This is a genomic window from Bradyrhizobium sp. USDA 4452 (genome assembly GCF_054063575.1).
The window spans coordinates 38,115-64,448 of the sequence record NZ_JBSSGK010000001.1; the positions used below are offsets into that span (position 1 = coordinate 38,115).

Below are 26,334 nucleotides of genomic sequence, written 5' to 3' on the forward strand. Positions count from 1 at the left end.
CGTAGTAGAAGTACCGAACCTGGTCCCCATACTCGACCTTGTAGCTTCCGGTCTTCGGAACCGTCTCGGGCGTCTTGCTGATCTTTACTGCCATCCACGGAGGCTAGCAGGAGAGGGGCGGGGAGGGGAGTCAGCTGGTCGGTTCAGGGTCATCGGCCGCGAGCGTGAATATCGCTGCCCGTCCGTTGTCTGTAATCGACCATAGTATTCGGTTGCGGGGGAATGCCATCGCCCCAAGCTGCCCGTTGTAAGCCTTGACGAGGCCGCGCTTCTGCAATGAGCGAAGCGTTGCCATGCTAATTCCTGGATAGGCTGGGCGCTGGCCCTGTTGCTTCAAGAGCAGAAGAGTATCGCGCTGCACGTCGCTCAATCTCATGGTCACCTCTGGCTTAAAGCGCATCCTCAAGAACAAGAGATGCTGCTAGGATGAGTCCAACCAATACAATTATGAAAAACGTCATCTTGGTCTCCGTGTTGGCTTAGGACTGCGAGGAGGCCACTTCGGCGGCAACGTCGGGATATTGGGCGAGGACGGCGGTCGCCCATCGCTCTTCCCATGTCATGGCCTGCATTGCACTCATCAATGCTTTATCGCTATCCGTCGCTCCCTCGTAGTTCTTGCAGAACTCGAGGTTGTCGTCTTCCAGATTCCAGTCACTGACCACGATATGCAGCGGGCCAAACTCGTCCGCCTCAGCAAACCTCGGCGCCCACTGCCGGACGGCATCGGTGACTTTGAACGGCTTACCTTCTTCTTCCCAGCATCCAAGACACATCAAACTTCTCCCTGTTTAACAGTGGTGACGCTCTGCTCAGCCGGTTTGGCTAGTGCCTTCCTGGTCTCCTCAGCGCGCCGGCCGTTCCAGTTGTTGTTGCTGCCATCAGAGTAGGCGCTATCGATCTCGCGCTCTGCTATCTGGCACAGCTTGTCGAGCGCGATCTTTGCGTCAAGCCTTGCCTCTTCGGGCAATAGATCTAACCAAATTTCAACGCCTATCCTGGCGCGTCGAAGCGGTGACGTTACGTGATTGTCGGCCATGGCCATAACGGTTTCTCTCTTTCTGTTCAGTCTAAGTGGCTGTTCTTGTCGCTGTCGGTTTCGATGATCTTGGGTGTCTCGCCCTTCTTGATGAGATCGGCGAGCGCCTGCGCGTAGCCATGCCACGGCGGTTTGTTGAGCGGAACGTTGTAGGGAATCCGGACGCTAACGGTCATCTGGGTTTCAGCCCCTGCTCAGGATGGCGACCTAGAGAACGGGATGATCTCGGCATCAAGGTAGCAGTGAAGCCACTCCGGGCACTCTTCCCGGCCTAAGGCGTTTGCTACTCGACGCCGCATCTCTTGCAGCCCCTCCGTCGAATAGTTGGCCCCTTCATCGGTCAAATCCGCCGAAAGGTCACAGACCAGTTGTTGCAAAATAGTTACGCGGTTTTCTGACATGATCGATTGCTCACCATTGCGCGCATAGGCTCGAAGCAGGGCAGTGACCGAACCGCACCGCTCGGTCACATAATCGAAGAATTCTTTCTCCGTTTCCGCACAGCAAAGGCGGTCCAGATCGTCGGCAAGCCGGGCAGCGGCCATGCGCTTGCCCTTCTCCGTCGCGGCATCAATCTCAGCTTCAACGCTCATCGGTCTTGCTCCTGCTCGCGTTTCCAGCGCACCATCCAAGCCCAAACATCCCGATCAGGCCGAAGATCATCATCACAATTTGGTCTATCGTCATCGTTTCACCAGGATCAATCTAGGCTGCGATCCTCGGTCAGCAGCGGTTAGGCGGCTCGCTTTTGTCTCATGCGGGCCTCCCAAAGGAATCGTTCAATGGCCTCCAGGCCATCGTCGCTGATGTAAAACTCAGCGTAAGGCGCCCCGTTGGGGTATTTGCCCTCGATTCCGGTCGGGAAAAGCCACCCCTTCTTGACTAGAACTAAATCGGTCGACGAACTGTATTTGTCGCTGATGTGAGCGAACTTGTGCTCACCCCAGATCGCAGCCAGACGCTTAGCTTGAGCCAAGGTTGGAACGGGTTTCTTCGCCATCTTGTTTTCCGTAGCTACTGAGGGGTGCGCTTGAGTGGTTTCATGGTCTCGCCGTCGCGATAGTATGCAGCATCGACGATCATAGGGCGTTCGCCAGCCACTCGTTCGATCATGTCGCATGCGCCCTGGGCCGCTTCGTTGGTCTCAAAAGCCACAAACGGCTCAGCCATGTATTCATGGCCGTTCGGCAGCTTGACCTTGCGGCCGATAATCCAGATGGCAGGCATCTACTCCTCCTTCGTCAGTTCGGCCGGGGCGGGGGCGAATGGATTGTGCGGATCGTTGTCATCTTCTTCCGTTGACGGGTTGGCCGGAACGCCACGAATCCGATCAAGGATGGCATCATTCGCTGCGCGCCTTGCGTCATGAAGAGATGCCTTGTGCTCAGATGGGCTCTCCCATGGAGCCGACGTCCGAAACAGCTTGGCGAGCCTGAAATTGATCACCTTAGCCACGGTCGCCCTCCGGGAGCAGTGATGAGACGAGCGCCTCCATATAGGCCTCGTCGCAGCTCTGGCAGCCCTGATACCAATACTGATCGTGCTTGCACGTAGCCGGGCGATGTTGGCGTGGGTTGTCGTAGTTGCCCTCGGTGAAGTCCCGAATGCCCTTGATCGCTCGTTCTGTAAGGGCTTTAAGCCGCTCACATTCCTCGCGGACTTTAAAATAGCTCTCTCCGAGAACTTCGTAGTCCGCCCGTTGCTGCTCGATCACCTCATCGTCCAGCTTGATCAGAGCCGCGGCTCGGGCAAAAATATGATCGTTGCTGGTTGCTTGGCTGAGCAGCCGCTCGATCATCTCTTCGCGGAAGTCAACGGGGGCAGAGCTTGGTCGGCGCAGCGCGTCGATGACTAACCGAAATTCGTTATAGCTGAACGCGATACCAACCGCGTAGGGCGCTCGTTCAATCTTGTCAGCTAGCGCCTTGGCGCGCTCGATCCCGCCATATGATTTGATCAAGTCTGGGCTCCAATCATCAGCCATTTGCTGTCTCCGGCTGAAGGGATCGGTTGATCAACTTTACGACGATGTGTTCTATGGTGTTCCAGTGGGGTCCGCGTTCAATGATATTGTGCAACTCGTCCAGTTCTTCAAAGAGCCGGGTCTCCTGGGGTGAGCCGTTATTGTAGGAAATCTCTGCCATCCAGCGCTTCATGTGTTGCGGTCTCCCCATATGACGAAGTTCTTATCCAGATCAGGAAAAGCCGCATCGAGCATGCTCTCCAGCACCTCATTTGAGGTGGCCTGATCCTTGATCTTGTCGAGAAGCATTTGAACAGCCTCTTCGTAGGACACAGCGTGAGTGCTTTTCGTTCCCATCACAGTCACTCTTCCCTTCAGCGCCCTCCGGGCCATCAGTTCATCGATGGTCCCCATGAGGGCGATTTTTTCATTCTGCAAGCGCTGCCATTCGTCCATGCCGCTCATGCCGTCTCTCCCTTCGCCTCGAGCGGGAGAAGCCCAAAGCCGATTTCCAACTCGAACTGGATGGTTGCTCGCGCGGTCTCGAATTCTGCCATGCCTCCGTAGCCAGCACCCGCTATCGATTCCAAGAATGCATGGACTTGGTTCAAGGCGTCCCAGCGGCTAACGGAAGCGTAGATCGCTCCGTCGCTCGACGGCTTCATGTGGGCGACCAGATTGCGGTATTGCTCAAGCAAGAAATCGCGGTTCGCGATCATCTGTCGCAGGTCTTTTCCCGGATCGTCCCTCTTAAGAGGGCCCTCAGAAAATTCATGGATTGCTTCCATCAGCTCATTGAACTGTCTCTTTCCGATACCTTTGACGGCCTTAAGGCCATAAGGTCCCAACTCTCTCATCTTCTGAAATGAGGTAATATTCTCGCGCTTGAGAATATTGATTGTTCTTAGGCTAATAGCGAGATAATCGATATCGCATTGGTTCCAAAAACGCATCATTGCGTGCTATTCTCCAACAGCGATAGCTTCGTAAGCTGAGTAGGCTTCGTCTTCTGGAGAGACCCCCTTATCGCGCTCAAGATAGCAATCGTCGGCCATGTGATAGGCGATCTCGATCGCGGCGTCTGAATCCATGCCTCCCTTCTCAAAAAGAACGGCGACGGGACACACAAAGCGGTACTTCCAAACTCGCTCAGAAATTTCCATAGTTGTCTCCCATGGCGTCTTCAGTCCTCGCCCAATAGCTCATGTCAGCATCAGCGCATTCTTCGGGGCCTTCGTTGCGCTGATTTGCGTCCTCCCAATAGGATGGAGCAGTCTCATCGGCGTATTCCGCAACCGATGAGCCGTCGTCGAACTTCTCACCGATGGTTTCGAGCATGCGCGCCTTGAAGCGAGCGCAGAATTCTTCTTTGAGTATGGGCGTAGCTCTCATCGCTCCCCTCCCGCGATCACCGCGACACGGGGCTTCCAGGAGGGGAGCCAAGAGAGGTCGGGGTAGAGGTCGGCCAGTTCCTTGGCGGCCCGGCGCATGCTGAGGCCAAGCCGGAACGTCTGGTCAAAGCCGGGGTCTTCGCCGTAGGTGTCGATCGCCGTAATGATGATCGACTCCCGTGTCGTCCGGGCCAGATCGCCGGGGTGGCGGATGCGGTCGGAGTGGAGCCAAGTCTTGAGATCAGACAGGGAACGCGGCTGTGTCAGGGGCGCGCGCAAATCCGCGCATGTTGCCGAGTCGTTCACGGGGGTTTGCATATTGTCGTCGGTTTCCATGTCTCTATAGCCCTTTGAAAATAAGAGGAATTTCGTCTGGCGCTGGATTTAGTATGTTCCTGGTCAAGGAGTGGCTGGCAGCGGACGCCGATGCGCGGACCGCGACGGACGCCTCACTCGGTGAGGGTGTCTCCTGCGATCCGAGCGGCTGCGTGACCCAAGGTCCCGGCGGCGCCTTCGTCACCCTGGCGACCCGGTCCGAGGCGCTGACTGATGATTGCGAGCGCGCGGCGCTGATCGTGACCGCGCGGCCGGCACCGACGGACTGCGCGGCCTCGGTGATCGATGCCGAGCGGTTGCGGCGTCACGGCGCGCTGGTGCTGCGGCGCATCAGGGACGGCTACGCCATTGATGCCGTCAAGCCCGGCGGGATCGACCGGCCATGGTCGCCGGCGGTTCCCGGCGATGGCGAGAGCGAGACCACGCCGCGTGCGACCGCGACCGCGCCACGGCCCGCCGTCGATGCGACGCCGGCCGAGAGCGATTTTCAGGGCGAGGATTAGCCGTTGCCAGGCGAGGGTCCGGCCGGCAGCTCGAACAGGCCAAGATGATACTCGTCAGAGTCGGGGTCGGCATCGGGCTTCTTGACGAGGGTGAAGGAAGCCTCGGGAAACTGCTCCCAGACCTTCAGATCGTCAGCCGTTACCGTCAGCCAGCCGAACCGGAACATGTAGCGGCCCGGTTCCGTGACCCGTCCAGCCTTTTGCCAAGTGACCTTATCGACCACCGCGCACGTCCTCCGTGTACGATGATGCGCCAAGGTGGCCGCTGACGCAAATCTCCTTCTGCGCCCCGGAACCTGACGTCCGGGGTCGCTCCAAATCGCTTAGGTCACTCGCCGCCGGATGGTTCATCCCGCGGTGACGATGCGTTCAACCCAAAAACAGCGACGCGAATGCAGAGGGCCGCCGCTCCACAACCTTCGGCTTCTGCTCGACCGGCGGATGCAGTGCCGGCAATTGCAGCACGCTGACGCGTTGTCCCTCGACGAGCTGGGTCACCAGCACATGGCTGCCGTCGGGGAATTCGACCGCGTCATGATGGCGGTCGGGAACGTCGGGCTCGACTTCGTTGAACACGCCGACGCGGAAATTCATCGTCTTGGTCCAGATCCAGCGGCTGTCGTAGCGAACGTTCTCGGCGAAAGCGAGCTCGGTGCCCGGCAGCATGCAGACCGCGACGTTGGGATCGTTCTCCGAAGCAAAGCCGCGGGTCGACGTGCCGCGGAAAGTCGTGGTGATCAGCGTCTCTCCAACAATGGCGGGGCGCGACGCCACGGCGTGCAGACTATAGTCACACATCGGATGGCTCCTCTAATCGAGGTAGCGACCCGTGCCTCTCCTTGAGGCATAGGGCCTCTACCAGAGTGGACGATAGCGAACGAGTGTCTCCTCGTTTCTGGGCGATTGTACGACTGCTCGACCAACGCCCCCGATCACAAACACGCGACGCTGCGCGAGAGGTGTCGGAGCGCATCGGGCAACCAGCACGTTACGCTATCATGCAAGGAACGATCCGATGTGTCGCTCGTTCCCTGCCGCCGCAAGTATTTGAAAATCAGTACTTGCGATAGAGACCGATCAGCTTGCCCTGGATGCGGACCCGGTTCGGCGGCAGAATGCGCACTTCATAGGCGGTGTTGGCCGGCTCCAGCGCAATCGATGCGCCGCGGCGGCGGAAGCGCTTTAGGGTAGCCTCCTCCTCGTCGATCAGCGCCACCACGATGTCGCCGGTGTTGGCGACGTCGTTGCGCTGGATCAGCGCCATGTCGCCGTCGAGGATGCCGGCATCGACCATCGAATCGCCGCGCACTTCCAGCGCATAGTGCTCACCGGCGCCGAGCATGTCGGGCGGCACGCTGATGGTGTGGCTGCGGGTCTGCAGCGCCTCGATCGGCGTACCGGCGGCAATCCGGCCCATCACGGGGACCGCGACCGGACGGTTGCCGTCGTCCTCGGCGATCGGCGGGGTGCTGGCGCGCTTGCCGAGGGTGCCTTCGATGACGCTCGGCGTGAAGCCGCGGCGGCCGTTGCCGCCTCCGGCCGACAGCTCAGGGAGCTTGATGACCTCGATGGCGCGGGCGCGGTTGGGCAGGCGGCGAATGAAGCCGCGCTCCTCCAGCGCAGTGATCAGGCGGTGGATTCCGGACTTCGAGCGCAGGTCGAGCGCATCCTTCATCTCGTCGAACGAGGGCGGTACGCCGGCCTCCTTCAGACGTTCATTGATGAAACGCAGTAGTTCGTACTGTTTGCGCGTGAGCATCTCGAGTATTCCCCCGGTTGGTAGCGTCGTTCGATTCCGAGACTCTACAGGTGCGCCTGCAGGCGGGACCTGACCTCAGGAGCGCGGTGCTCAGTACAAGCGCTTCCTGGATGGTCTCCCGTTTGTAGACACCAGCACTCGAAACAAATCATGAACGGACACTATATGTTCGATATGTGTTCCGCAACCACTTAATTTCAGGTGAACGCGTTCTGCAACGCGTAATCGGCGGGCCGCGAAAGCCTCACTCCGGCAGCATCAGGATCTCGCATTCGTTGCCTGTGAGGGCGGCGGGCGCAAACGGCGGACGCACGAGAAGTGCGCGTGCCGCAGCGAGATTCCCGAGCAGCGAGGAGTCCTGCTGCATCACGGGCGTTGCGATCAGCGTGCCGTCTTCGCGCTCGTCGAGGCGCGCGCGCAGATAGTCCTCGCGCTGGTCGTTGGCAGCGAGGTCGCGGCCGAGCAGGGCGTTCGCGCGGGCATGATGGACAGTCTTTCGGCCGCTCAGCGCCCGAATCAAGGGCACCAGGAACAGGAAGGCGCAGACATAGGAGGACACCGGATTGCCGGGCAGGCCGATCACCCGCATCGGCCCCAACCGGCCATGCATCATCGGCTTGCCGGGCCGCATCGCGATCCGCCAGAACGCCATCTCGACGCCCTCGGCCTCCAGCGACTGCTTGACCACGTCGTGGTCGCCGACCGAGGCGCCGCCGGTCGTGATCAGGATGTCCGCGCCGGTGTCGCGGGCCCGCCGGACGCCGGCGGTGGTCGCCTCCACCGTATCGGCGGCAATCCCGAGATCGACGGTCTCGGCGCCTTCGGCGCGCGCCAGCGCCCGCAGCGCATAGCCGTTGGAATAGACGATCTGGCCGGGGCCAGGCTCCGAGCCCGGCATCACCAGCTCGTCGCCGGTCGCCAGCACCGCGACCTTCGGACGGCGGTGCACCGCAAGGTCCGGATAGTTCATGGCCGCCGCGAGCGACAGCGCGCGGTCCGAGAGGCGGCTGCCGGCTTCGAGCAGCACGTCGCCCTCACGGAAGTCGACGCCGGCGGGGCGGATGTGCCGTCCGGCGGCAGCCGGCTCGGTGATCGTGATGTGGTCGCCGTCGACGGTGGTGTCTTCCTGGATGATGACGGCGTCGGCGCCATGGGGGATCACGCCGCCGGTGAAGATCCGCACCGCTTCGCCCGGGCCAACCCTGCGCTCGAACGGCCGGCCGGCAGCGACTTCGCCGATCACCTTGAGCCGGGCCTTCAGATCACCGGCGTCCGCCGCGCGCACGGCATAGCCGTCCATCGCCGACATCGGCTGCGGCGGCTGGGTGCGGCGTGCGGCGAGGTCGCGCGCCAGGGTGCGATGGTAGGCGGCATCGAGCGCGACCATCTCCTCCGGCAGCGGGTTGGCGCCGGAAAGCACGGCGGACAGGGCATCGGCAACCGGCATCAGCGCCACGCTCAGAACTCCTCACGTCCTAATCACAGACCAAGTGCGGCCAGAGCCCTCGCCACGTCATCCGTCGATGTCACGTGGATGGCATGAAGGCCGCGCGCCCGCGCCCCTTCGATATTGGCGGCCAAATCGTCGAAAAACAGGATCCGCGACGCCGGCACGCCGATGGCTTTTACCACATGATCGTAGGCCTCGGCGTCGGGTTTCCGGTGCCCGATCGTCGAGGACAGGAAGACGGTGCGGAAATGGCTGAGCACCTCGGAATGGATCACGGAGAAATGCGCGACATGGGCCGGATTGGTGTTGGAGAAGGCGTAGAGCGGCATCCGCTGAGCGGCGGTCGCGAGCAGGGGGGCGATGCCCGGCATCTCGCCGGTGAAGATCGCGTTCCAGCCTTCGAGGAACTGCGCATCGGTGAGGTCGATGCCGAGCGTCCGGCGCAGGTTCGCGAAGAACGCTGCGTCGTCGATCCGGCCGATCTCGTGATGCTTGAAGCTGTCGTCGACGACGAAGCGCGTGGCAAGGTCGGCCGGCGCGCAGCCGGCATGCTGCGCCCAGTGCGCCATCACCTTCTCGAAGTCGATGTCGAGCACGACGCGGCCGATATCGAACAGCAGCACGTCGACGGAATCGGGAGAGAGTTGCGAGGTCATTGCGTGAAACTGTGTACGAGAATTGCCGGCGGGCGGCAATGTCCCCGATTTGTGCGGCAGGCATGCGACGACAGGGCAGGGTGTCGACCCTGCGGCCCGGGGTCGTGCGACAGTTGAGGCTTGGGGCAATCGGTCCTGGCCTTCGCCGGGACGACACTAAATGTGTGGCGCCGCCTGCATCCCGATCGTCGTCCCTGGCGAATGCCGGCAACCCAAAACCAAGGGCGCGTGTTGTCAATGAGGGCTGTGGCCCCGGCGTCGCGCAACAATCACCTTCAAGCGACTTGTTGCTTACCTCTCATATCCTGGAGAGCGCGAGGCCGAGGTAAGCGATCAGCGCGCCGGTGCTGAGAATGATGACGACGAGCGCCTGCTCCGAACGTGCTTGCAAGGTTTTTCGGCTCACGGCGATGACGCTCCATCCTTTAAAAAATCTATGGCCCAACTCACGTCGGCTGTTATCCGTTCCGGTTCCTGCCCGGGAACTTTGATGTCAGCTGAGCGGGCGCGTTGTAGTCGCTTCTCGTTGCAGGCCAGAAACGCGCAACGCCGCCCGCATTGAAATACGACGGGCGGCGTTGTTCGAGCCCCAGGAGGAATGGCAAAATCCTGACGTCAGGGATACGGGCGGGAGCGGAATAAGGTTCAGTCATCGGCTCCGTATGAGTCCGGTACTCCGAAGGAGCGGAGGAAATTGTCGGGGCGGGGTCTAGGATGGCGTGACCAAGTTGCCCTGGCCTCAGCGTGTAACCCCCTCGCTGGGGCCCTTCTTTGCGCCGCGGACGTCCCGGTGCCGCGAGGCAATGCGCAGCGAGCTCAATCGGCGACCTCGCCCGGACCAGAACGCGGCGCGTCCGGATGTCTCGCCGTTGCGGTTGCAAGCGCGGCAGGCGGCAGACCATAGCAAAGCGTGATAGCTGATAGACACAACAACTTCTATCGCCGGGCTTCTGCGTTGGGCTATCACCGCCGCCTGATCCCCGCACAGGAGCCGCCGATGCGTTTGCCCGCCATCCTTTTCGCTCTCATACTCGTCGCGAGCCCCGCGGCGGCCGAGGAGCTGTCGGGCACGCTGCAGAAGATCAAGGAAACAAAAAAGGTCACGCTGGGCTTCCAGGAGGCTTCCGTTCCCTTCAGCTATCTCGACGACAGCCAGCGGCCGATCGGCTTCGCGCTCGATATCTGCCTCAAGATCGTCGATGCCGTGAAGCAGGAGCTCGGCATGCCCGACATCGCGGTCGACTATCTCCCGGTGACCTCGTCGAACCGCATCCCGCTGATGGTCAACGGCACCATCGATCTGCACTGCTCGGCGACCACCAACAGCGCCGAGCGCCAGAAGCAGGTGACCTTCACAAACTCGCACTTCCTGAGCGCCACGCGCTTTGCCGCCAAGAAATCGTCCGGCATCAACACCATCGACGACCTCAAGGGCAAGCCGGTCACCGCCGTAGCAGGCTCGGTGAACCTGACGCAGCTCATCAAGGTCAACATGGAACGCAAGCTCGGCATCAACGTGCTGCCGGCCAAGGACCAGGCCGAGGCGTTCCTGATGCTGGAGACCGATCGCGCCCAAGCCTACGCGCTCGACGACGTCCAGCTGGCGGTCGCGATCGCGCGATCGAAAGAGCCGGCGCTCTACATGATCAGCGCGGAGGCGTTCTCGAAGGCCGAGCCGTTCGGAATCATGCTGCGCCGGGAGGACGCGCCGTTCAAGGCGCTCGCCGACCGCGCGACGGCCGAGCTCTACCAGAGCCCGGAGATCGAGGTCATGTACAGGAAGTGGCTGGAGCAGCCGACCCCGCCGAACGGCATCAACTACAACGTCCCGATCTCGCCGGCGCTGCGCAACGCGTTCGCCCATCCGAGCTCGAGCTTCGATCCTGACGTCTACGAGGTTGCGAAGTAGCGCGGCTGTCGTCGTCCGATATGGATTTCCGCGCCGAACCGCCAATCCTTGGAACGGCTTTTCGCGCGCGGGGCAAAAAACGAAATAGCGTCTCATATACATCGGCGGTTTTTCTCCTAAGCTTGCGGCAGTTGTGACTGCTGATCAGGAGCCTAACGCCGGTGACTACGCCATCTCTCTCTCGACGTTCTGCGCTCGGCGTTCTCGCCGGAAGTCTGGTTGCGCACGGTGTGCGGGCGGAGACGGGGGCGGGCGCAGGCCCTGACCTCGGCGGCGTCACGTTGCGGGTGGCGTATTACAAGGGTGGCTGGCGCCCGCTGCTGCAGGCCGCCGGCGAGGACAAGACGCCCTACAGGATCGAATGGAAGGAGCTCAACAATGGCGTGCTCCATATCGAGGCCCTGAACGGCGATGCGCTCGACATCGGTTCGGGCAGCGAGATTCCGGCAATGTTCGCCGCGCGCCAGAACGCCAAGGTGCGCTTCATCGCCGTCACGCATGAGGATCTCAACATCCAGGTCACGGTGGCGGCAAAGGATGCGCCGATCCATTCGATCGCCGATCTGAAGGGAAAGCGCGTCGGCTATGTGCGTGCGACCACGGCGCACTACTTCCTCGCCAAGCAGCTCGAGGAAGCGGGCCTTGCGTTCGGCGACATCGAGGCCATCAATCTGACGCCGTCGGACGGCTACTCGGCGTTCGCCTCCGGCAAGCTCGATGCCTGGGCGATCTATGGCTACAATGGGCAGCTTGCGATCGCGAAGCAGGGCGCGCGTCTGCTCAAGACCGGGGTCGGCTATCTCTCGGGCAATTTCCCGATCTACGCCAATCCGAAGGCGGTCGACGATCCGCAGCGCCACGCGGCCGTGACCGATTTTCTGCTGCGCATCCAGCGCGCCTACGCGTTCGCCAACAAGAATTTTCCCCTCTATGCGGCGGCGCAGGTGGCCGAGACGCATTTGCCGCTGCAGGACATCCTCGACCAGTTCGCCCGCCGCAGCGACGACTTCTCGCTCGCAGGTGTTACGCCTGACGTGCCGCAGACCCACCAGAAGGTCGCCGATACCTTCCTCAAGCTCGGTGTGCTCGACGCGCGCGCCGAGGTTGGAAAATTCTGGGACACGAGCTTCAACGACGCGATCGCCGCGGGCGCAGCGAGGCTCGCGCGGAGTTGACCGGTGTCGCGAGGATGTAGCCCATATGGGCTACATGATGGACGGGCAGGTTCCCGCTGATCGCGGCGTTTTTCTTTATCAAATTCCGGGCCATATGGAGTTGCAGATATTTGCGGCCCAACGCGACGGCTGGGCCGCAGGAGGTGTTGTTGCGCCTCTGGGGCAATGATCAGGGCGCAGACGCCGAACAGGACACAGACGAGAAATGTCCAGCGCGATCGCGGCCGGCTTGTGCTGTGCTGCCATGCAGACCGGAAAGCTTGCGGGCCACGTCAGCTCCGTACCATGATGGTGACCAGATCGAATGCGGGTCTGGTAGACGGACCGGGCACGGCCGCCGAGGGGGCCGGACTACTCTTGTTTGCAGCTGATGATTGCCACCTGTGCGGATTGTTGCTCGGAGCTGAAATTGAATCACGACACGTTGGCCAAGCTCACCGTCACCATCATCGTCCTGGTCGCGCTGCTGGTCTGGCGTGTTGCCGACCAGAAGAGAGCGATCGCATGCGGGCTAAATTGCCCGACCGACCTGTCGGCGAACCGCAAGCCCGCTCAATAAAGTCAGAACTGCTCAGATCAGCAGCGCAATTCAAGCCGGCGCCGATCGGTGCCATTGACCGGCGTCGCGTCTGTTGAGGACGCGCAAGGCGCTAACGCTTGGCAGGCTCACCGCTCTTGTTGCCGGGCAATCCCTTGACGTTGGAGGGGTCCTGTTGCCGGACGTGCTGGTTCTGCGAGCTTGAGCCCACCGTGCTTTGTCCTTTGGCCGGCGGCCCGTTCTTGTTTCCCGGAGCGCCGCTGATTCCGGTCCCGGAATTCTGCGCGCTCGGAGACGTCGCGGCATCCGTGGAACCGGTGGCAGCATTGGGGCGTCCAGGAGGCGTCGAGGCCGCGCCGGGGCGGTCCTGATCTCCGACATAACCGGATTCACCGGAATTGCGTGTCTTGGCGCCCTTGTCGGCGTCATTTTGCAGGCTTTGCGCGGCCGCGTGTCCAGCGATCATCGGGCCGGTTGCCATGACACCGGCGATGAACAACGCGATTGTGCTGATCCTCATGAGCTTCCTCCTTGCGGTTGCCAGAGACAACACGCGTGGCGATCATGATTTCCTCCGCGCGCAAAAATTCGATCCGGTGGAACCTGCAATTTCGACGCGCGCGCGGCCGCGGCGTGCCTCTATCGGCCGTTGCGCGGTGCGGATATCGTCGGCGACAAATACAAGATCGGTCCGGCGTGCCGGGTAACGATGTGAAGCGAGGAAGCGATGTCCGACAAGCTGCTGTTTTCGCCGATGACCATTCGCGGCGTCACGTTGAAGAACCGCATCGTGGTGCCGCCGATGCATCAGTATTCGGCCGAAAAGGGCTTTCCGACCGACTGGCATTTGATGAATGCCGGCAAGTTCGCCGCCGGCGGCGCCGGTCTGGTAATTGTCGAATCGACCAAGGTCGAGCGTCGCGGTTGCGGAACGATCGGCGATCTCGGCATCTGGGACGACAAGTTCATCGCACCGCTCAGCCGGATCGTCAGCTTCATCAAACAGCAGAACGCCGTCGCCGGCATCCAGCTTGGCCATTCCGGCCGCAAAGCGCGCGCAAGCCGCCCCTGGGAGGGCGACCGTCCGCTGGAGCGCAGCGCTGCGATCGAGGATTGGGACGCCTGGACCCCGGTGGCGCCGAGCGCGATCGCCCATAGCGAGCGTTGGCCGGTGCCGCGCGCGCTGGAAACGCATGAGGTGAAGGATCTCGTTGCGGCCTGGGGGCAGGCGGCGCGGCGCGCGCATGAGGCCGGGTTCGAGGTGCTAGAGCTGCACGGCGCCCATGGCTATCTCGTGCACGAATTCCTCTCCGCGCGCGCCAACCAGCGCAGCGACGAATATGGCGGCTCGGACGCCAACCGGATGCGCTTCCTGATCGAAGTGACCGAGGCCGTGCGCGGCTGCTGGCCGGATCACAAGCCGTTGTTCGTGCGGCTGTCGGTCGAGGACAATGCCGGGTGGGGCCCGGAGCAGAGCGCGCACCTGGCGAAGATCCTGAAGGCGAAGGGCGTCGACGTGATCGACTGCTCGTCGGGCGGAATCAGCGAGATGGCGCCGATCCTCGGCAAGGAGATCAAATACAACTATCAGGTGCCGCTGGCGGAATATGTCCGCCGGCACGCCGATATCATGACCATGGCGGTCGGCCTGATCATCCATGGTGACCAGGCCGAGCAGATACTGCGTGACAAACAAGCAGATTTGATCGCGGTCGGCCGGGAAATCCTCAATAACCCGAACTGGCCGATGGATGCCGCGCTAAAACTCGGGGTTGAAGGGCCATTTCGCCATGTTCCTGCGCAGTTTGGCTATTGGCTGGGCACCCGGGCCAAGCGCGGATTCGGGACTAGGCCATCGACCTGGCAGAACGGGTTGCGCGAGCCTGGGCCGGAGGCCGACCGGGAGCTGACTTGAGCCTGACTTGGTGTTGACTAAATGCTGATTTGGGGCTGACCAGGGCATCGTGACAGGACCGTAATGGTCCGGTGACGAGGCGGCCTTGATCCGACCAAAAAGCCGTTGTGTGGTGCCCCCGTCGGGGTGGGGCAGGCGAACGTTGCGGAACGTTGCCGGCCGATAGCGAAGGGATCACGGATAATGCGCAGACATGTTGGCTTCTTCCTCGGGACGGTTGCGGGAGCGTGTCTCACCCTGCTCGTGGCCTCGCCGCAGGGGGCGCATCTGTTCGCCGTCGCCAATGCCGCCGCGCATGCCGACAACACCTATTCGCAGCTCAATTTGTTCGGCGAGGTGTTCGAGAAGATCAAGACCGACTACGTCGAGAAGCCCGAGGACTCCAAGCTCGTCGAAGGGGCGATCAACGGCATGATCTCCTCGCTCGATCCGCACTCCCGCTACATGAACGAGAAGGGCTGGGCGGAGATGCAGGAGACCACGCATGGCGAGTTCGGCGGACTCGGCATCGAGGTCACGATGGAGGACGGCTTCGTCAAGGTGGTGGCGCCGATCGACGACACGCCGGCCTCGCGCGCCGGCATCATGTCGGGCGACGTGATTACCTCGATCGACGATGAGCAGATTCAGGGCCTGACGCTCGATCAGGCCGTCAACAAGATGAAGGGTGCGCCCAACAGCTCGATCCGGCTGAAGATCATCCGCAAGGACGCCGACAAGCCAATCGAGGTCTCGATTACCCGCGAGATCATCCGTGTCCGCCCGGTGAAGTACCACGTCGAGGGCGGCGACATCGGCTACGTCAGGATCACCTCGTTCAACGAGCAGACCACCGAGGGCCTGCGCAAGGCGATCGGCGAGATCCAGAAGCAGGTCCCGCAGGACAAGCTCGCCGGCTACGTCGTCGACCTGCGCAACAATCCGGGCGGCCTGCTCGATCAGGCGGTCTCGGTGACCTCGACGTTGATGCAGCGCGGCGAGGTGGTCTCGACCCGCGGCCGCAATCCGGAAGAGACCCAGCGCTTCACCGCCCATGGCGGCGACATGACCAAGGGCAAGCCGCTCGTGGTGCTGATCAACGGCGGCTCGGCGTCGGCCTCCGAGATCGTCGCGGGCGCGCTGCACGACCACAAGCGTGCGACGCTGATCGGCACCCGCTCGTTCGGCAAAGGCTCGGTGCAGACAATCATTCCGCTCGGTGCCGGCAATGGTGCGCTGGCGCTGACCACGGCGCGCTATTTCACCCCGTCGGGCCATTCGATCCAGGCGCTTGGCATCAAGCCCGACATCGAGGTGCTGCAGGACGTGCCGGACGAGTTCAAGACCCGCTCCGAGATCAAGGGCGAGGCCTCGATGCGCGGCCACCTCTCCGCCGAGGGCGCCGAGCAGACCGGCTCGCAGTCCTACGTGCCGCCGGACGAGAAGAACGACAAGGCGCTGGCTGCGGCGTTCAACCAGCTGCGCGGCGTCACCGTGAACGCCGACGCCAAGAACGCCGACAAGGCCGCGCAGAAGCGGCCGGTGCCGAACTAGAGGCTATCCCGTTCCGATTGAATCGGAACGGGGCTCGCCCTTCTTGTCTTGACGCGTTTTCTTCACGCGAACCGGTATCCACTTCGCTCGAAACGCTGCAGGCGGTCAGGCCGCGCCGGCGACCGGTTTGCGCCGGCGCGCGGCGGTCGGACCTGCTGCGGGGCCACGGTGATGCCCGGCCAACAGCTCGCGGATCTGGGCGGCCGGTTTTGGCGGGCTGAACAGATAGCCCTGCATTTCCGAGCAGCCGAGCTCGCGCAGCAACTGGCGCTGCTGCGCGGTCTCGACGCCTTCTGCGGTGGTCGTCATGCTGCGCTCGGCAGCGATGTTGACGACCGCCTCGACGATGCCGGCTGAACCCTGCGGATCGGCGATGTCGGTGACGAAGCAGCGGTCGATCTTGATCTTGTCGAACGGGAAGCGCTTCAAATAGCTCAGCGATGAATAGCCGGTGCCGAAATCGTCGAGCGCGATCCGGATGCCGATGGCGCGGAGCTGGTGCAGCGCGGCCAGCGCCGTCTCGTCGTCGCGGATCAGCACCGCCTCGGTGATCTCGAGCTCGAGCCGGCCCGCCGACAGGCCCGATGCCGCGAGCGCCGCGATCACCTTGAGCGCCAGCGTGCCGGTCCGGAACTGCACCGGCGAGACGTTGACCGCGAGCCTGATGTGATCGGGCCAGTTCACGGCTTCCTTGCAGGCCGTCATCAGCACCCATTCGCCGAGCTGGTTGATCAGGCCGGTCTCCTCGGCGATCGGCACGAAGTCGGCCGGCGAGATCATGCCGCGCACCGGATGGCGCCAGCGCACCAGCGCCTCGCAGCCGGTGATCTCGTTGCTGCGCAGATCGACGCAGGGCTGGTAATACACTTCGAGCCCGCTGCCAGCAGCGATGGTCTGCCGCAGCTCCATCTCGAGCTCGCGGCGGGCGCGGGCGTCGGCGTCCATCGCCGGCTCGAAGAAGCGCGCGACGCGCCGGCCGGCCGACTTCGCCGCATACATTGCAAGGTCGGCGTTCTTCATGATCTGGTCTAGATCGGTGCCGTCCCTCGGCGCCAGCGCGATGCCGATGCTGGCGTCGGTGGTGACCTGGTGGCCGAGGCATTGATAGGGCGAGCGGATCACCTCGTAGATGCGCGCGACGAGGTCGGTGACCTCGACCTCGCTCTTCACGCCGGTCTGCACGATCGCGAATTCGTCGCCGCCGAGCCGGGCGACGAAATCGCCGTCGCCGATCACGCCGCTCAGCGTCCGTGCCACCGACTTGAGCAACTCGTCGCCGACCATGTGGCCGAGCGAGTCGTTGACGCCCTTGAATTCGTCGATGTCGATATAGAGCACCGCGAGCTGGCTGCCGGGCGCGACATCGGTCAGCTCGCGCTTGATCTTCTCATGGAACAGCGCGCGGTTCGGCAGGTCGGTGAGTGCATCGTAGTGGGCAAGATGCGTGATGCGCTCCTCGGCGCGGCGGCGTTCGGTGACGTCCTCGTGGGTCGCAAGCCAGCCGCCGTCGGCCAGCGGCTCGTTGACCACCTGGATCGAGCGCCCGTCGGGCGTTGCGATCACCATGGTGTTGCGGATGCCGACGTCGCGCAGCACGAGGTTGACGTAGCGTTCGACGTCACCCTGGAACGAGCCGGTCAGGTGGCGATGCGCGACGACGTCGCGGAAGCTGCAGCCGGGCCGGATGACGTCGGCGGACAATCCGTACATCTCGATATAGCGCTTGTTGCAGATCACGAGACGCTGCGCGGCATCGAACAGCAACAGGCCCTGGGTCATGTTGTTGACGGCGGTGTCGAGCCGGAGCTTCTCCAGCGTCAAACGCTGCTGCTGGGTGCGGTGCTGCTGCAACAGCTTGCGCACAACGAGCGTCAGCAGGATCGCGATCGCCAGCACCGATGCTGCGGTCACCGCGATCAGCATGCCGATCTGCTCGCGCCAGTTGGCGAGCGCCGCCTCCGTGGTGGTCGTGGCGACGACGACGATCGGGAATTTGGACAGCGCCCGCGACGACACCAGGCGGTCCTTGCCGTCGACCGGGCTGGTCAACCGCGAGGTGCTCTGCGATAGCTCGAACACCTGCTGCTGATTGGCCGGGCCGGTGCGGAAGTTCTTCCCGATCATCTCCTCGACGTGGGGATAGCGCGCCAGCAGCGTGCCGTCGCGATGGTGCATCGAGATCGCGGCGCCGTCGCCGAGCGCAACGGTCGAGAAGAATTTCTCGAAGGTCGCCGGCTCGATGCCGCGCCCGACCACGCCGAGGAACTCGCCTTGCGGTCCCGTGACCTTGCGGACGATCGCGGTGGTCCAGTTCCCGCTGACGCGGCTGACCACCGGCGCGACCATCATGTCGGGCGAGTAGGGGCCGGATCTGAAGATCTTGAAGTAATCGCGATCGGCGATCGAGGCCTGCGGCAATGGCCAGGCGCTCGAGCTGTTGATCAGCGCGCCGTCGGCGTCGAACACGTTGAGGCTGCCGACATTGGACAGCGCGTCCATCTTGGACTTGAGCATCGCATGGATGTCGGCGGCGGACATCCGGCGCCTGTAGTTCTCCGGCGTCGCGATCCCGTTGTCGCGCATGAACGCGATCAGGTCACGCTGGACCACTTCGAGGTCGTCGAGCTGCTGGTCGAAATGCCGCGCCAGCAGCAGTACGGTGTTCTCGAGCTCGCGCTCGCTGTTATGCAGGGCGCGCTCGCGGAAATTCTCCGCCATCAAGGTGGCGCCGATCGCGATCGCGGCCATCAGCACGGCGCCGCCGAGGATCAGCCAGCGGATCGGACCGCTGCCGATCACAGAGGTGACGTTGAACAAGGCGCTGCCGTTTTGCTTCATCTGACGCTATCGCTTCCAGGCGTTTCACCCGAAAGTAGCTTTCACGCACCTCCGGCCCGCGAAAGTCGTATCCAAACGAAATGGAGCGCCGGTTAGCGAGATTGGTTAACGAGTGGTTGCGGATAGGGGGCCTACACCGTTCCGGGTTGACGCTACAAACTCCCCTCCGGCTGGGGCGAAATGAGGCAATTGCCGCTGATGCAGTTTGACGAGGCCGCGACATCGTTTCAGCGCTGATCGATATCAGGACAACAAGTTCCCAAAGCGAAAACTGCAGATTCTGCCGGTCGAGAAGTGCGACGCGGAATTCCTTGCCGGGCGCAAGGCCGATGCAATCATCTGTTTACGATCTAGCTCGATGAACCTGCTCGATGTTGGCCTCGGCACGTTGTTTGCGTGTGGTTGCGCGAAATTCAAGGGTGTGAGGGTCTCATCATGAAGAGGCTTGTGCAGAGCTTTTGGGCCGACGAAACCGGTGCTACTGCGATCGAATACGGGCTGATCGCAACCGGCATCGCCATCGCGATCATTGCAGCGGTGAAAGGCGTCGGCACCAGGCTGTCGGGCACCTTCAATACGATCAGCGGTTCACTGAAGTGATCGAGCGAACCGGCGTTCACGCGCCGGCACGATAGTGCCCGGATTTGCCGCCGATCTTCTCGACCAGGTGAATGCCTTCGATCCGGATGCCGCGGTCGACCGCCTTGACCATGTCATAGATCGTCAGGCAGGCGACCGAAACCGCGGTCAGCGCCTCCATCTCGACGCCGGTCGGTCCCGTCACCTTGACGCTGGCGCGGACGATGCAGCCGGGCAGCTTATCGTCGGTTGCGATGTCGATCGTGACCTTGCTCAGCGCCAGCGGATGGCAGAGCGGGATCAATTCCGAGGTCCGCTTCGCCGCCAAGATGCCTGATATCCGCGCGGTCGCGAGCACGTCGCCTTTCTTGGCCTGCCCGGTTTCGATCAGCGCCAGCGTTGCCTTGCTCATCAGGACGCGGCCTTCGGCGACGGCGGTCCGTTCGGTCGCGGGCTTGGTCGAGACGTCGACCATCCGCGCCTCGCCCTTGGCGTCGATATGGGTGAGGGCGGCGCCAGATCCCTTCGATCCGGCTTTGGTCTTGCGCGCCATCGCGTCAGCGTGTGCCGGTAGCGCGCGGTGCCGTCTGCCGCGTCAGCAAGGCGCGGGTGGCCGCGGTGACGTCCTGCTGGCGCATCAGGCTCTCGCCGACCAGGAAGGTCGACATCCCGACGCGCTCGAGGCGGGCGAGATCATCTGATGTGAAGATGCCGCTCTCGCCGACCATCAGGCGATCGCGCGGGATCAGCGGCGCCAGCGCCTCGCTGGTCGCAAGCGTGGTCTCGAAGGTGCGCAGATTGCGGTTGTTGACGCCGATCATCGGCGAGCGAAGTTTCAAGGCGCGGTCGAGTTCGGCGCGGTCGTGGATCTCGATCAGCACGTCCATGCCATAGCCGAGCGCGGCGTCCTCGAGCTCCCTTGCCGCCGTATCGCCAAGCGCGGCCATGATGATCAGGATGCAGTCGGCGCCGTGGGCGCGCGCCTCCGCCACCTGATAGGTGTCGAACATGAAATCCTTGCGCAGCACCGGCAGATTGGTCGCCGCGCGCGCCGCGACCATGAAATCGAGATGGCCCTGGAAGGAGGGCGCATCCGTCAGCACCGACAGGCACGCCGCGCCGCCCGCCTCGTAGGCTTTCGCGAGCACGGGTGGATCGAAGTCGGCCCGGATCAGCCCCTTCGAGGGCGAGGCCTTCTTCACCTCCGCGATCAGCGCGTAGTCGCCGCGTGCGTGCTTATCCCTGAGCGCACGGACGAAGCCGCGCGGCGCCGAGGCCGCTTTCGCCTGCGCCTCGACCTCGGCGAGCGGACGCGCGCGCTTCGCGGCGGCGATCTCCTCGCGCTTGTAAGCCTCGATCTTGGTCAGGATGTCGGACATGTCTCGCGCTCTCAACCGTTGGAAACCGCGACCAGATGCTTCAGCCGCGCGGCGGCCGCGCCGCTGTCGAGCGACTGCGCGCCGATCGCCACGCCTTCCTTCAAATCCTTGGCGCGGCCGGCCACGATCAGCGCGGCGGCCGCGTTGAGCAGGGCGACGTCGCGATAGGCGCTCGGCTTGCCGGCCAACACGCCGGACAGCGCGATCGCATTGGCATCGGCATCGCCGCCCTTCAGCGCCTCACCGTCGACGCGGCCGAGGCCGGCATCTTCCGGCGTCACTTCCGACGTCCTGATCTCGCCGTTCTCGAGAGTCGCAACGAAGGTAGGGCCGGTGAGGGTGATCTCGTCGAGGCCGTCGGAGCCGTGCACGACCCAGACTTTGTCCGAGCCGAGGTTCTTCAACACCTGCGCCAGCGGCTGCACCCATTGCCGCGAGAACACGCCGACCATCTGCCGCTTTACGCCGGCCGGGTTCGACAGCGGCCCGAGCAGGTTGAAGATGGTGCGGGTGGCGAGCTCGACCCGGGTCGGGCCGACATTCTTCATCGCCGGGTGATGCGCGGGCGCGAACATGAAGCCGATGCCGGCTTCCCTGACGCAGCGCCCGACCTGTGCCGGCGTCAGGTCGAGCTTGACCCCGAGCGAGGCCAGCACATCGGCGGCGCCCGAGCGCGACGACAGCGCGCGGTTGCCATGCTTGGCAACGGGCACGCCGGCGCCGGCCACGATGAAGGCCGCGCAGGTCGAGACGTTGACCGAGCCGGAGCCGTCGCCGCCGGTGCCGACGATGTCGACGGCCTCCGCCGGTGCGCTGACCGGCAGCATCTTGCCGCGCATCGCGGTCACGGCGCCGGTGATTTCCTCGACGGTCTCGCCGCGCACCCGCAGCGCCATCAGCAGGCCGCCCATCTGGGAGGGCGTGGCTTCGCCCGACATCATGCTGTCGAAGGCGGACGCCGCCTCTTCACGCGTCAGCGTGGCGCCGGTGGCGACTTTTCCGATGATCGATTTCAGGTCGTCCATTCGCTGGCTCAGGGTCTGTTGTTGGAGCTCGATCGCCGCGCAGCGCGTCGTCGCGCTGTCCCGATCATGCTCAATTATTCGCGCCTGTCACCTGTGCGAAGGCTGCCTGGTTGACGGTCACACCGATGTCGGTCTCGATCTTCGCGACATATTGCGCGACCTGCTCGTCGCTCAGCGAGCGCCGCAGCGCCTCGGTGAGCTGCTTGACCTCGTTGGAGGCGAAGTCGACCGGGGGCACCGTCACATCGGTGACGCGGAACACCACCCACTGGCTGCCACCGGCGGCCGAGGTCTGCCCGTCGCCGTCCTTGGCGGTGCGGAATGCGGCGGCGATCACGCCGGCCGGCACGTTGGGCAGCGTGGCCTCGCGGCGGAAGTTCGCGGCCGTCTCGACCTTGACGCCGGCCGCGGCGGCCTCGTCGGCGAGCTTGGCGCCGCCGTCGAGCTTCTGGACGATCTCGGTCGCCTTGGCGCGCAGCTTGGCGGAGATCTGGTCCTCACGCCACTTGGCCTCGACCTGGTCGCGGACCTCGTCGAGGGTGCGCTCGCGCGACGGCGTGATGCCGAGCACGTCGTACCAGACATAGCCGTTGTTGAACTGGATCGGGTCGTTGTCGACGCCGACGTCGCTGTTGAAGGCCTGCGACACCACGTCGAGGCCGCGCGGGATGTTCGAGGCGACCTGGCCGTTCGGCAGACGCCCCGAACGATCGACGGCGTCGATGGTAACGGCGGTCAGCTTCAATTTTTGCGCGGCGTCGAGGACGCTCGAGCCGCCGCCGCGCTCGTCTTCCATCTTGTCGCGGAGCTCGGCGACCTTGGCGCGGGCGCGCTCGGTCGCGATCTCGTTCTTGACCTGCTGCGCTAGGCTCTCGTAGGTCGGGGTCACGCCCGGTTCGATCTTGCCGACCTTGACCAGCGCCACGCCGAAGCGGCCCTGCACCGGCTGGCTGACTTCGCCCGCGGGCAGGGAGAAGGCGGCGTCGCCGACGGCCGGATCGAGGATCGCAGACTTCGCGACCAGGCCGAGATTGACGTCGGCGGGATTGAGCTTGCGCTCCTTGGCGATGTCGTCGAACGAGGTGCCCGAGGTGATGCGGGCGCGGGCAGCCTGCGCCTCACCGGCGTCCGGAAACACGATCTGCGAGACCTCGCGCTTCTCCGGCGTGCTGAGCCGGTCCTTGCGCTCCTCGAAGATCTTCCTGGCATCCTCGTCGGACACGGTCTCCCACTTGCCGATTTCTTCCGGCGTGATCGCGACGAAAGCGATCTTGCGGTACTCGGGCGCGCGGAACTGGACCTTGTGGTCCTCGAAATAGGCGGCGAGCGCCTCGGGCGAGGGGGGATCGATGGTGCCGGCCTGCGCGGCGCCGAGCGTGACGAAGTCGATCGAGCGCTGCTCGTTCTGGAAACGGGTCAGCGCCTCGACCATCGATTTGGTCGGCTCGATCCCGGACGAGATGGTGCCGGCGATCTGCCGCCGCAGGCCGACGCGGCGCTGCTCGGCAATGTAGCGACCCTCGGTGTAGCCGAAGTTGCGGATCACGGACTGGAAGCGCTGCGGATCGAACTGGCCGTTGAGGCCCTTGAAGTTCGGATCGTTGTAGATCGTGCGCAGCACCTCGGCATCGGACTGGTTGAGGCCCATGCGGCGCGCTTCCTCGTCGAGCGCGGCTTCCGCCAGCGTCTGCTGCAGCACCTGGCGGTCAATCCCGAAGGCGCGCGCCTGCTCCGGGGTCAGCGGACGGCCGAACTGGCGACCGAGCTGCTGCAGACGGTCGGTATAGATCTGGCGGAACTGCTCAGCCGAAATCTCGGTGCCGCCCACCTTGGCGAAGGTCGACTGGCCAAATCCCCTGAAAATGTCGGCAATGCCCCAAATTCCGAAACTGACGATCAAAACGCCCATCACGACGGCCATAATCGTCTTGCCGAGCCAGTTTGATGAGGCTTTCCGCATTCCTCGAAGCATGGGTCCAACTTGTTTTGCAGGTGGGGAACCGGTTCGTGCCCAAGAGGGAGCAAAGGTCGGGACCTTTTGTCCAGCAACAGGGCGTCACCGAATTGAAAACGCTTATAAAGTGGCTCGTCTCCCCCCGCAACCTCGGGCGCGCGGGCGGAAGCGTCGCACGGCAGGCGCGAAGCCGCGCTCTGGAAGTCGCCGCCCGGCTCTGGTAGCGCAAGACGACGCTTGAATGATGGGAAATCCGACATGACCGACGCCATCCGGCCGCTGATCGCCGGCAACTGGAAAATGAACGGCCTGAAATCCTCTTTCGCCGAGTTCGACGCGATGCTGACCGGCTCCGGCGACGTCGCGGGCAAGGCCGATCTCCTGGTCTGCCCGCCGGCGACACTGGTCGCGGCCTTTGCCGACAAGGCGCGCGGCTCGAAGGTCGCCGTCGGTGCCCAGGATTGTCACCCGAAGGCCTCGGGCGCCCACACCGGCGACCTCTCGGCCGAAATGTTCAAGGACCTCGGCGCGGTCGCCATCATCGTCGGCCATTCCGAACGGCGCGCCGATCACGGCGAGACCGATGCCTTGATTCGGCAGAAGGCGGAGGCGGTCTGGCGCGCGGGCCTGACCGCGATCGTCTGCATCGGCGAGACACGCGAGCAGCGCGACGTCGGCAAGACGCTCGATGTCTGCGGCACCCAGCTCAAAGGCTCGTTGCCCGACGGCGCGACCGCGGCCAATCTGGTGGTGGCCTATGAGCCGGTCTGGGCGATCGGCACCGGCCTGACCCCGACCGCCAGGGATGTCGAGGAAGTTCACAGGTTTATCCGTGGTCAGCTCACCGATCGCTTCAAGAGCGAGGGAAGCCGGATCAGGATCCTCTATGGCGGCTCCGTGAAGCCGTCGAACGCCGCCGAGCTGATGGCCGTCGCCAACGTCAACGGCGCGCTGGTCGGTGGCGCCAGTCTCAAGGCGGCAGACTTTCTAGCGATCGCGGCGGGCTGTTAGGTGGGGACGGCGCTCCGCCAAGTCATTACGAGCGAAGCGAAGCAATCCATTTCACCGCATATGCGGATCGATGGATTGCTTCGTCGCTTCGCTCCTCGCAATGACGCCTCGGGCTACGCCGCCGCCGCGCCTATCCGCTTCCAGTAGATCAGCGTCCCGGTGAGGCCGCCATGCGGCTTCAGCGCGTATTCCGGGATGATGCCGCTGAGTTGAAAACCCTGTTTCTCGTAAAGCGGCGCGGCGCCGTCGTCGACGGCCGTGTCGAGCACCAGCAGCGTGCGTCCGTGCGCGATCGCCAGCTGCTCGGCTGCGCGCAGCAACGCTGTCGCGACGCCGCGGTTGCGATGGCTCAGGCGCGTCATCATCTTGGCGATCTCGGCGCGGTGCGGCTGGTTCGGCGGCAGCTTCAGCAGCAGCGTCACGGTGCTGATCAGGTTTTCGCCGTCGAACGCACCGAGCACGACCCGCTCGCCGCGCGCGGCGGCGCCGAGCGAGTCCTGCCAGAATGCATCGGCGTCCTCCGGCGACAGTGGATGCATGAAGCTGACGGAGCCGCCGCTGGCGACGGTCTCGATCAACAGATCGCCGAGCGCGCTGCGGATCTGAGGTTCGTCAGTGAGCGGCTTGATGGCGAATTGCGACATGCATCAGCTCCGGGCCAGGGCGACCACGTAGGTGCAGCCGGCGTTGGTTTCGTTGGCGAATGTAGTCTCAGCGGGCGGGCCGAAGCCGAGGCAATCGCCGCTCGCCAGCTCATGGCGCGCGCCGCCCTCGGTGATGACGAGGCTGCCGCTCAGTACCCAGACCAGTTGGCGGATATGGGCGTAGGACGAGGCGGGCAGCGTCACGGATTGCTTCGGCGGCATGTCCACCCGCACCAGCTCGACCGGATGATCGGGACGGCTGAACACCTGGCGGCGCAGATAGTCGGTTTCCGGATCGCGCCAGACCGGCTGGGTCGCGGCGCGCGACAGCCGTTCGCCCTGGCCTTCGGCGCGCAACATCAGCCCGGCCAACGTGAGATCGAAAGCCGAGGCGAGGCGCACCAGCACGACTGCGGTCGGGCTGGCCTCGGCGCGCTCGATCTTGCTGATGGTTGCCTTGGAGACGCCGGAACGCTCGGCGAGCTCGGCCAGCGACCAGCCCCGGTCATCGCGCTCGAGCCGGATCCGCTGTGCCAGGCGCTGGCTGAAATCGTCTACCAAAGTATCCATTTGTCTATTATAATGGAACGTCTCGATTCCAATCAAGGCTCGGCCTGATGCAATCGGCACGGCTTGTGATGTCGGCCATTGCGACTATCTCGGGGGTGACAATGCCCGGTCCGATCGTGTAACAGGGCGCGACTTCACGAAAACCCGCAAAGCCGATAGCGCCGTTT

Annotated in this window: 36 protein-coding genes and 1 pseudogene; 9 read left to right on the forward strand and 28 right to left on the reverse strand. The window is 63.6% G+C overall.

Going from position 1 to position 26,334, the window contains the following annotated elements; genetic code table 11:
* Positions 1-130 precede the first annotated feature (130 nt).
* The 15 genes from ACVISU_RS00305 to ACVISU_RS00375 form a co-directional block, all read right to left on the reverse strand.
* Positions 131-376 (reverse strand): hypothetical protein, encoded by a 246-nt coding sequence (locus ACVISU_RS00305; protein WP_456705612.1) that lies wholly within the window; start codon positions 374-376, stop codon positions 131-133.
* Positions 377-479: 103 nt separating this feature from the next.
* A complete protein-coding gene (locus ACVISU_RS00310) occupies positions 480-776 on the reverse strand; it encodes a hypothetical protein (protein WP_456705613.1) in 297 nt (98 codons plus the stop codon).
* Positions 776-1,045 (reverse strand): hypothetical protein, encoded by a 270-nt coding sequence (locus tag ACVISU_RS00315; protein ID WP_456705614.1) that lies wholly within the window; start codon positions 1,043-1,045, stop codon positions 776-778. The genes ACVISU_RS00310 and ACVISU_RS00315 overlap by 1 nt, the downstream gene beginning before the upstream one ends.
* A gap of 20 nt (positions 1,046-1,065) precedes the next feature.
* Positions 1,066-1,215, reverse strand: coding sequence for a hypothetical protein (locus tag ACVISU_RS00320; protein ID WP_456705615.1), 150 nt, complete (start codon positions 1,213-1,215; stop codon positions 1,066-1,068).
* 18 nt (positions 1,216-1,233) lie between these two features.
* The gene (locus ACVISU_RS00325) at positions 1,234-1,632 is read right to left on the reverse strand and encodes a hypothetical protein (RefSeq protein WP_456705616.1); all 399 of its coding nucleotides are present in this window, start codon (positions 1,630-1,632) and stop codon (positions 1,234-1,236) included.
* A gap of 140 nt (positions 1,633-1,772) precedes the next feature.
* On the reverse strand, positions 1,773-2,039 hold the full coding sequence (locus ACVISU_RS00330; protein WP_456705617.1) for a hypothetical protein: 267 nt from the start codon (positions 2,037-2,039) through the stop codon (positions 1,773-1,775).
* 14 nt (positions 2,040-2,053) lie between these two features.
* On the reverse strand, positions 2,054-2,266 hold the full coding sequence (locus ACVISU_RS00335) for a hypothetical protein (RefSeq protein WP_456705618.1): 213 nt from the start codon (positions 2,264-2,266) through the stop codon (positions 2,054-2,056).
* Positions 2,267-2,494 carry a hypothetical protein gene (locus tag ACVISU_RS00340; RefSeq protein WP_456705619.1) on the reverse strand — a complete coding sequence of 76 codons (228 nt, stop codon included), beginning with the start codon at positions 2,492-2,494 and terminating at the stop codon, positions 2,267-2,269.
* Positions 2,487-3,023 (reverse strand): hypothetical protein, encoded by a 537-nt coding sequence (locus tag ACVISU_RS00345; RefSeq protein WP_456705620.1) that lies wholly within the window; start codon positions 3,021-3,023, stop codon positions 2,487-2,489. The genes ACVISU_RS00340 and ACVISU_RS00345 overlap by 8 nt, the downstream gene beginning before the upstream one ends.
* Positions 3,016-3,195, reverse strand: a complete 180-nt coding sequence (locus tag ACVISU_RS00350; protein ID WP_456705621.1) for a hypothetical protein — start codon at positions 3,193-3,195, stop codon at positions 3,016-3,018. Before ACVISU_RS00350 ends, ACVISU_RS00345 begins: the two co-directional genes overlap by 8 nt.
* Positions 3,192-3,467 (reverse strand): hypothetical protein, encoded by a 276-nt coding sequence (locus ACVISU_RS00355; protein ID WP_456705622.1) that lies wholly within the window; start codon positions 3,465-3,467, stop codon positions 3,192-3,194. Before ACVISU_RS00355 ends, ACVISU_RS00350 begins: the two co-directional genes overlap by 4 nt.
* Positions 3,464-3,958, reverse strand: coding sequence for a DNA-directed RNA polymerase subunit alpha C-terminal domain-containing protein (locus ACVISU_RS00360; protein ID WP_456705623.1), 495 nt, complete (start codon positions 3,956-3,958; stop codon positions 3,464-3,466). The genes ACVISU_RS00355 and ACVISU_RS00360 overlap by 4 nt, the downstream gene beginning before the upstream one ends.
* A gap of 6 nt (positions 3,959-3,964) precedes the next feature.
* Positions 3,965-4,165 (reverse strand): hypothetical protein, encoded by a 201-nt coding sequence (locus ACVISU_RS00365; RefSeq protein WP_456705624.1) that lies wholly within the window; start codon positions 4,163-4,165, stop codon positions 3,965-3,967.
* Complete coding sequence (locus ACVISU_RS00370) at positions 4,152-4,394, reverse strand: hypothetical protein (RefSeq protein WP_456705625.1); 243 nt, start codon at positions 4,392-4,394, stop codon at positions 4,152-4,154. Before ACVISU_RS00370 ends, ACVISU_RS00365 begins: the two co-directional genes overlap by 14 nt.
* Positions 4,391-4,729: a hypothetical protein gene (locus tag ACVISU_RS00375; protein WP_456705626.1), complete on the reverse strand. Its 339-nt coding sequence runs from the start codon at positions 4,727-4,729 to the stop codon at positions 4,391-4,393. Before ACVISU_RS00375 ends, ACVISU_RS00370 begins: the two co-directional genes overlap by 4 nt.
* A 53-nt stretch (positions 4,730-4,782) precedes the next feature.
* On the opposite strand from ACVISU_RS00375, the gene ACVISU_RS00380 reads away from it, so the two are divergent.
* Positions 4,783-5,232, forward strand: coding sequence for a hypothetical protein (locus tag ACVISU_RS00380; RefSeq protein WP_456705627.1), 450 nt, complete (start codon positions 4,783-4,785; stop codon positions 5,230-5,232).
* On the opposite strand, the gene ACVISU_RS00385 is transcribed toward ACVISU_RS00380, so the two are convergent.
* From ACVISU_RS00385 to ACVISU_RS00405, 5 genes are all read right to left on the reverse strand, one after another.
* Positions 5,229-5,456, reverse strand: coding sequence for a hypothetical protein (locus ACVISU_RS00385; RefSeq protein WP_456705628.1), 228 nt, complete (start codon positions 5,454-5,456; stop codon positions 5,229-5,231). The genes ACVISU_RS00380 and ACVISU_RS00385 overlap by 4 nt on opposite strands.
* 145 nt (positions 5,457-5,601) lie before the next feature.
* Positions 5,602-6,030 (reverse strand): hypothetical protein, encoded by a 429-nt coding sequence (locus tag ACVISU_RS00390; protein WP_050402442.1) that lies wholly within the window; start codon positions 6,028-6,030, stop codon positions 5,602-5,604.
* 256 nt (positions 6,031-6,286) lie between these two features.
* Positions 6,287-6,991, reverse strand: coding sequence for a transcriptional repressor LexA (gene lexA / locus ACVISU_RS00395; RefSeq protein ID WP_050402443.1), 705 nt, complete (start codon positions 6,989-6,991; stop codon positions 6,287-6,289).
* A 244-nt stretch (positions 6,992-7,235) separates the two neighbouring features.
* A complete protein-coding gene (locus ACVISU_RS00400) occupies positions 7,236-8,447 on the reverse strand; it encodes a molybdopterin molybdotransferase MoeA (protein ID WP_456705629.1) in 1,212 nt (403 codons plus the stop codon).
* 23 nt (positions 8,448-8,470) lie between these two features.
* Entirely contained in the window at positions 8,471-9,097 is a 627-nt protein-coding gene (locus tag ACVISU_RS00405; RefSeq protein WP_456705630.1) for an HAD family hydrolase, read from the reverse strand.
* A gap of 997 nt (positions 9,098-10,094) precedes the next feature.
* On the opposite strand from ACVISU_RS00405, the gene ACVISU_RS00410 reads away from it, so the two are divergent.
* From ACVISU_RS00410 to ACVISU_RS00425, 4 genes are all read left to right on the forward strand, one after another.
* Positions 10,095-11,006, forward strand: coding sequence for an amino acid ABC transporter substrate-binding protein (locus tag ACVISU_RS00410; protein ID WP_456705631.1), 912 nt, complete (start codon positions 10,095-10,097; stop codon positions 11,004-11,006).
* A 161-nt stretch (positions 11,007-11,167) separates the two neighbouring features.
* Positions 11,168-12,181: an ABC transporter substrate-binding protein gene (locus ACVISU_RS00415; protein ID WP_050402446.1), complete on the forward strand. Its 1,014-nt coding sequence runs from the start codon at positions 11,168-11,170 to the stop codon at positions 12,179-12,181.
* Between the two features lie 25 nt (positions 12,182-12,206).
* Complete coding sequence (locus tag ACVISU_RS00420) at positions 12,207-12,350, forward strand: hypothetical protein (RefSeq protein ID WP_456705632.1); 144 nt, start codon at positions 12,207-12,209, stop codon at positions 12,348-12,350.
* Positions 12,351-12,590: 240 nt separating this feature from the next.
* Complete coding sequence (locus ACVISU_RS00425) at positions 12,591-12,740, forward strand: hypothetical protein (RefSeq protein ID WP_157113477.1); 150 nt, start codon at positions 12,591-12,593, stop codon at positions 12,738-12,740.
* A gap of 91 nt (positions 12,741-12,831) precedes the next feature.
* Here the strand turns inward: ACVISU_RS00425 and ACVISU_RS00430 are convergent.
* Positions 12,832-13,017: pseudogene (locus ACVISU_RS00430) on the reverse strand (hypothetical protein); the annotation flags it as partial.
* Positions 13,018-13,446: 429 nt separating this feature from the next.
* Between ACVISU_RS00430 and ACVISU_RS00435 the strand changes: the two are divergent.
* Positions 13,447-14,634, forward strand: a complete 1,188-nt coding sequence (locus ACVISU_RS00435) for an NADH:flavin oxidoreductase/NADH oxidase (protein ID WP_456705633.1) — start codon at positions 13,447-13,449, stop codon at positions 14,632-14,634.
* Between the two features lie 183 nt (positions 14,635-14,817).
* Complete coding sequence (locus ACVISU_RS00440) at positions 14,818-16,167, forward strand: S41 family peptidase (RefSeq protein ID WP_050402450.1); 1,350 nt, start codon at positions 14,818-14,820, stop codon at positions 16,165-16,167.
* Between the two features lie 105 nt (positions 16,168-16,272).
* Here the strand turns inward: ACVISU_RS00440 and ACVISU_RS00445 are convergent, their stop codons facing one another.
* Positions 16,273-19,005, reverse strand: a complete 2,733-nt coding sequence (locus tag ACVISU_RS00445; RefSeq protein ID WP_050402451.1) for a bifunctional diguanylate cyclase/phosphodiesterase — start codon at positions 19,003-19,005, stop codon at positions 16,273-16,275.
* 435 nt (positions 19,006-19,440) lie between these two features.
* Here ACVISU_RS00445 and ACVISU_RS00450 point away from each other — a divergent pair, with 435 nt between their 5' ends.
* Entirely contained in the window at positions 19,441-19,605 is a 165-nt protein-coding gene (locus tag ACVISU_RS00450) for a Flp family type IVb pilin (protein ID WP_050402452.1), read from the forward strand.
* 16 nt (positions 19,606-19,621) lie between these two features.
* On the opposite strand, the gene moaC is transcribed toward ACVISU_RS00450, so the two are convergent.
* From moaC to ACVISU_RS00470, 4 genes are all read right to left on the reverse strand, one after another.
* A complete protein-coding gene (moaC, locus tag ACVISU_RS00455) occupies positions 19,622-20,137 on the reverse strand; it encodes a cyclic pyranopterin monophosphate synthase MoaC (protein ID WP_456705634.1) in 516 nt (171 codons plus the stop codon).
* Positions 20,138-20,141: 4 nt separating this feature from the next.
* Positions 20,142-20,963, reverse strand: a complete 822-nt coding sequence (gene trpC / locus ACVISU_RS00460) for an indole-3-glycerol phosphate synthase TrpC (RefSeq protein WP_456705635.1) — start codon at positions 20,961-20,963, stop codon at positions 20,142-20,144.
* 11 nt (positions 20,964-20,974) lie between these two features.
* Positions 20,975-21,988 (reverse strand): anthranilate phosphoribosyltransferase, encoded by a 1,014-nt coding sequence (gene trpD / locus ACVISU_RS00465; protein WP_050402455.1) that lies wholly within the window; start codon positions 21,986-21,988, stop codon positions 20,975-20,977.
* A 70-nt stretch (positions 21,989-22,058) separates the two neighbouring features.
* Positions 22,059-23,960, reverse strand: coding sequence for a peptidyl-prolyl cis-trans isomerase (locus ACVISU_RS00470; protein WP_456705636.1), 1,902 nt, complete (start codon positions 23,958-23,960; stop codon positions 22,059-22,061).
* Positions 23,961-24,200: 240 nt separating this feature from the next.
* On the opposite strand from ACVISU_RS00470, the gene tpiA reads away from it, so the two are divergent.
* Positions 24,201-24,953, forward strand: coding sequence for a triose-phosphate isomerase (gene tpiA / locus ACVISU_RS00475; RefSeq protein ID WP_456705637.1), 753 nt, complete (start codon positions 24,201-24,203; stop codon positions 24,951-24,953).
* 113 nt (positions 24,954-25,066) lie between these two features.
* Here the strand turns inward: tpiA and ACVISU_RS00480 are convergent, their stop codons facing one another.
* Both ACVISU_RS00480 and ACVISU_RS00485 read right to left on the reverse strand, forming a co-directional pair.
* Positions 25,067-25,597: a GNAT family N-acetyltransferase gene (locus tag ACVISU_RS00480; RefSeq protein ID WP_456705638.1), complete on the reverse strand. Its 531-nt coding sequence runs from the start codon at positions 25,595-25,597 to the stop codon at positions 25,067-25,069.
* A gap of 3 nt (positions 25,598-25,600) precedes the next feature.
* Positions 25,601-26,167, reverse strand: coding sequence for a helix-turn-helix domain-containing protein (locus tag ACVISU_RS00485; RefSeq protein ID WP_050402459.1), 567 nt, complete (start codon positions 26,165-26,167; stop codon positions 25,601-25,603).
* Positions 26,168-26,334: the final 167 nt, after the last annotated feature.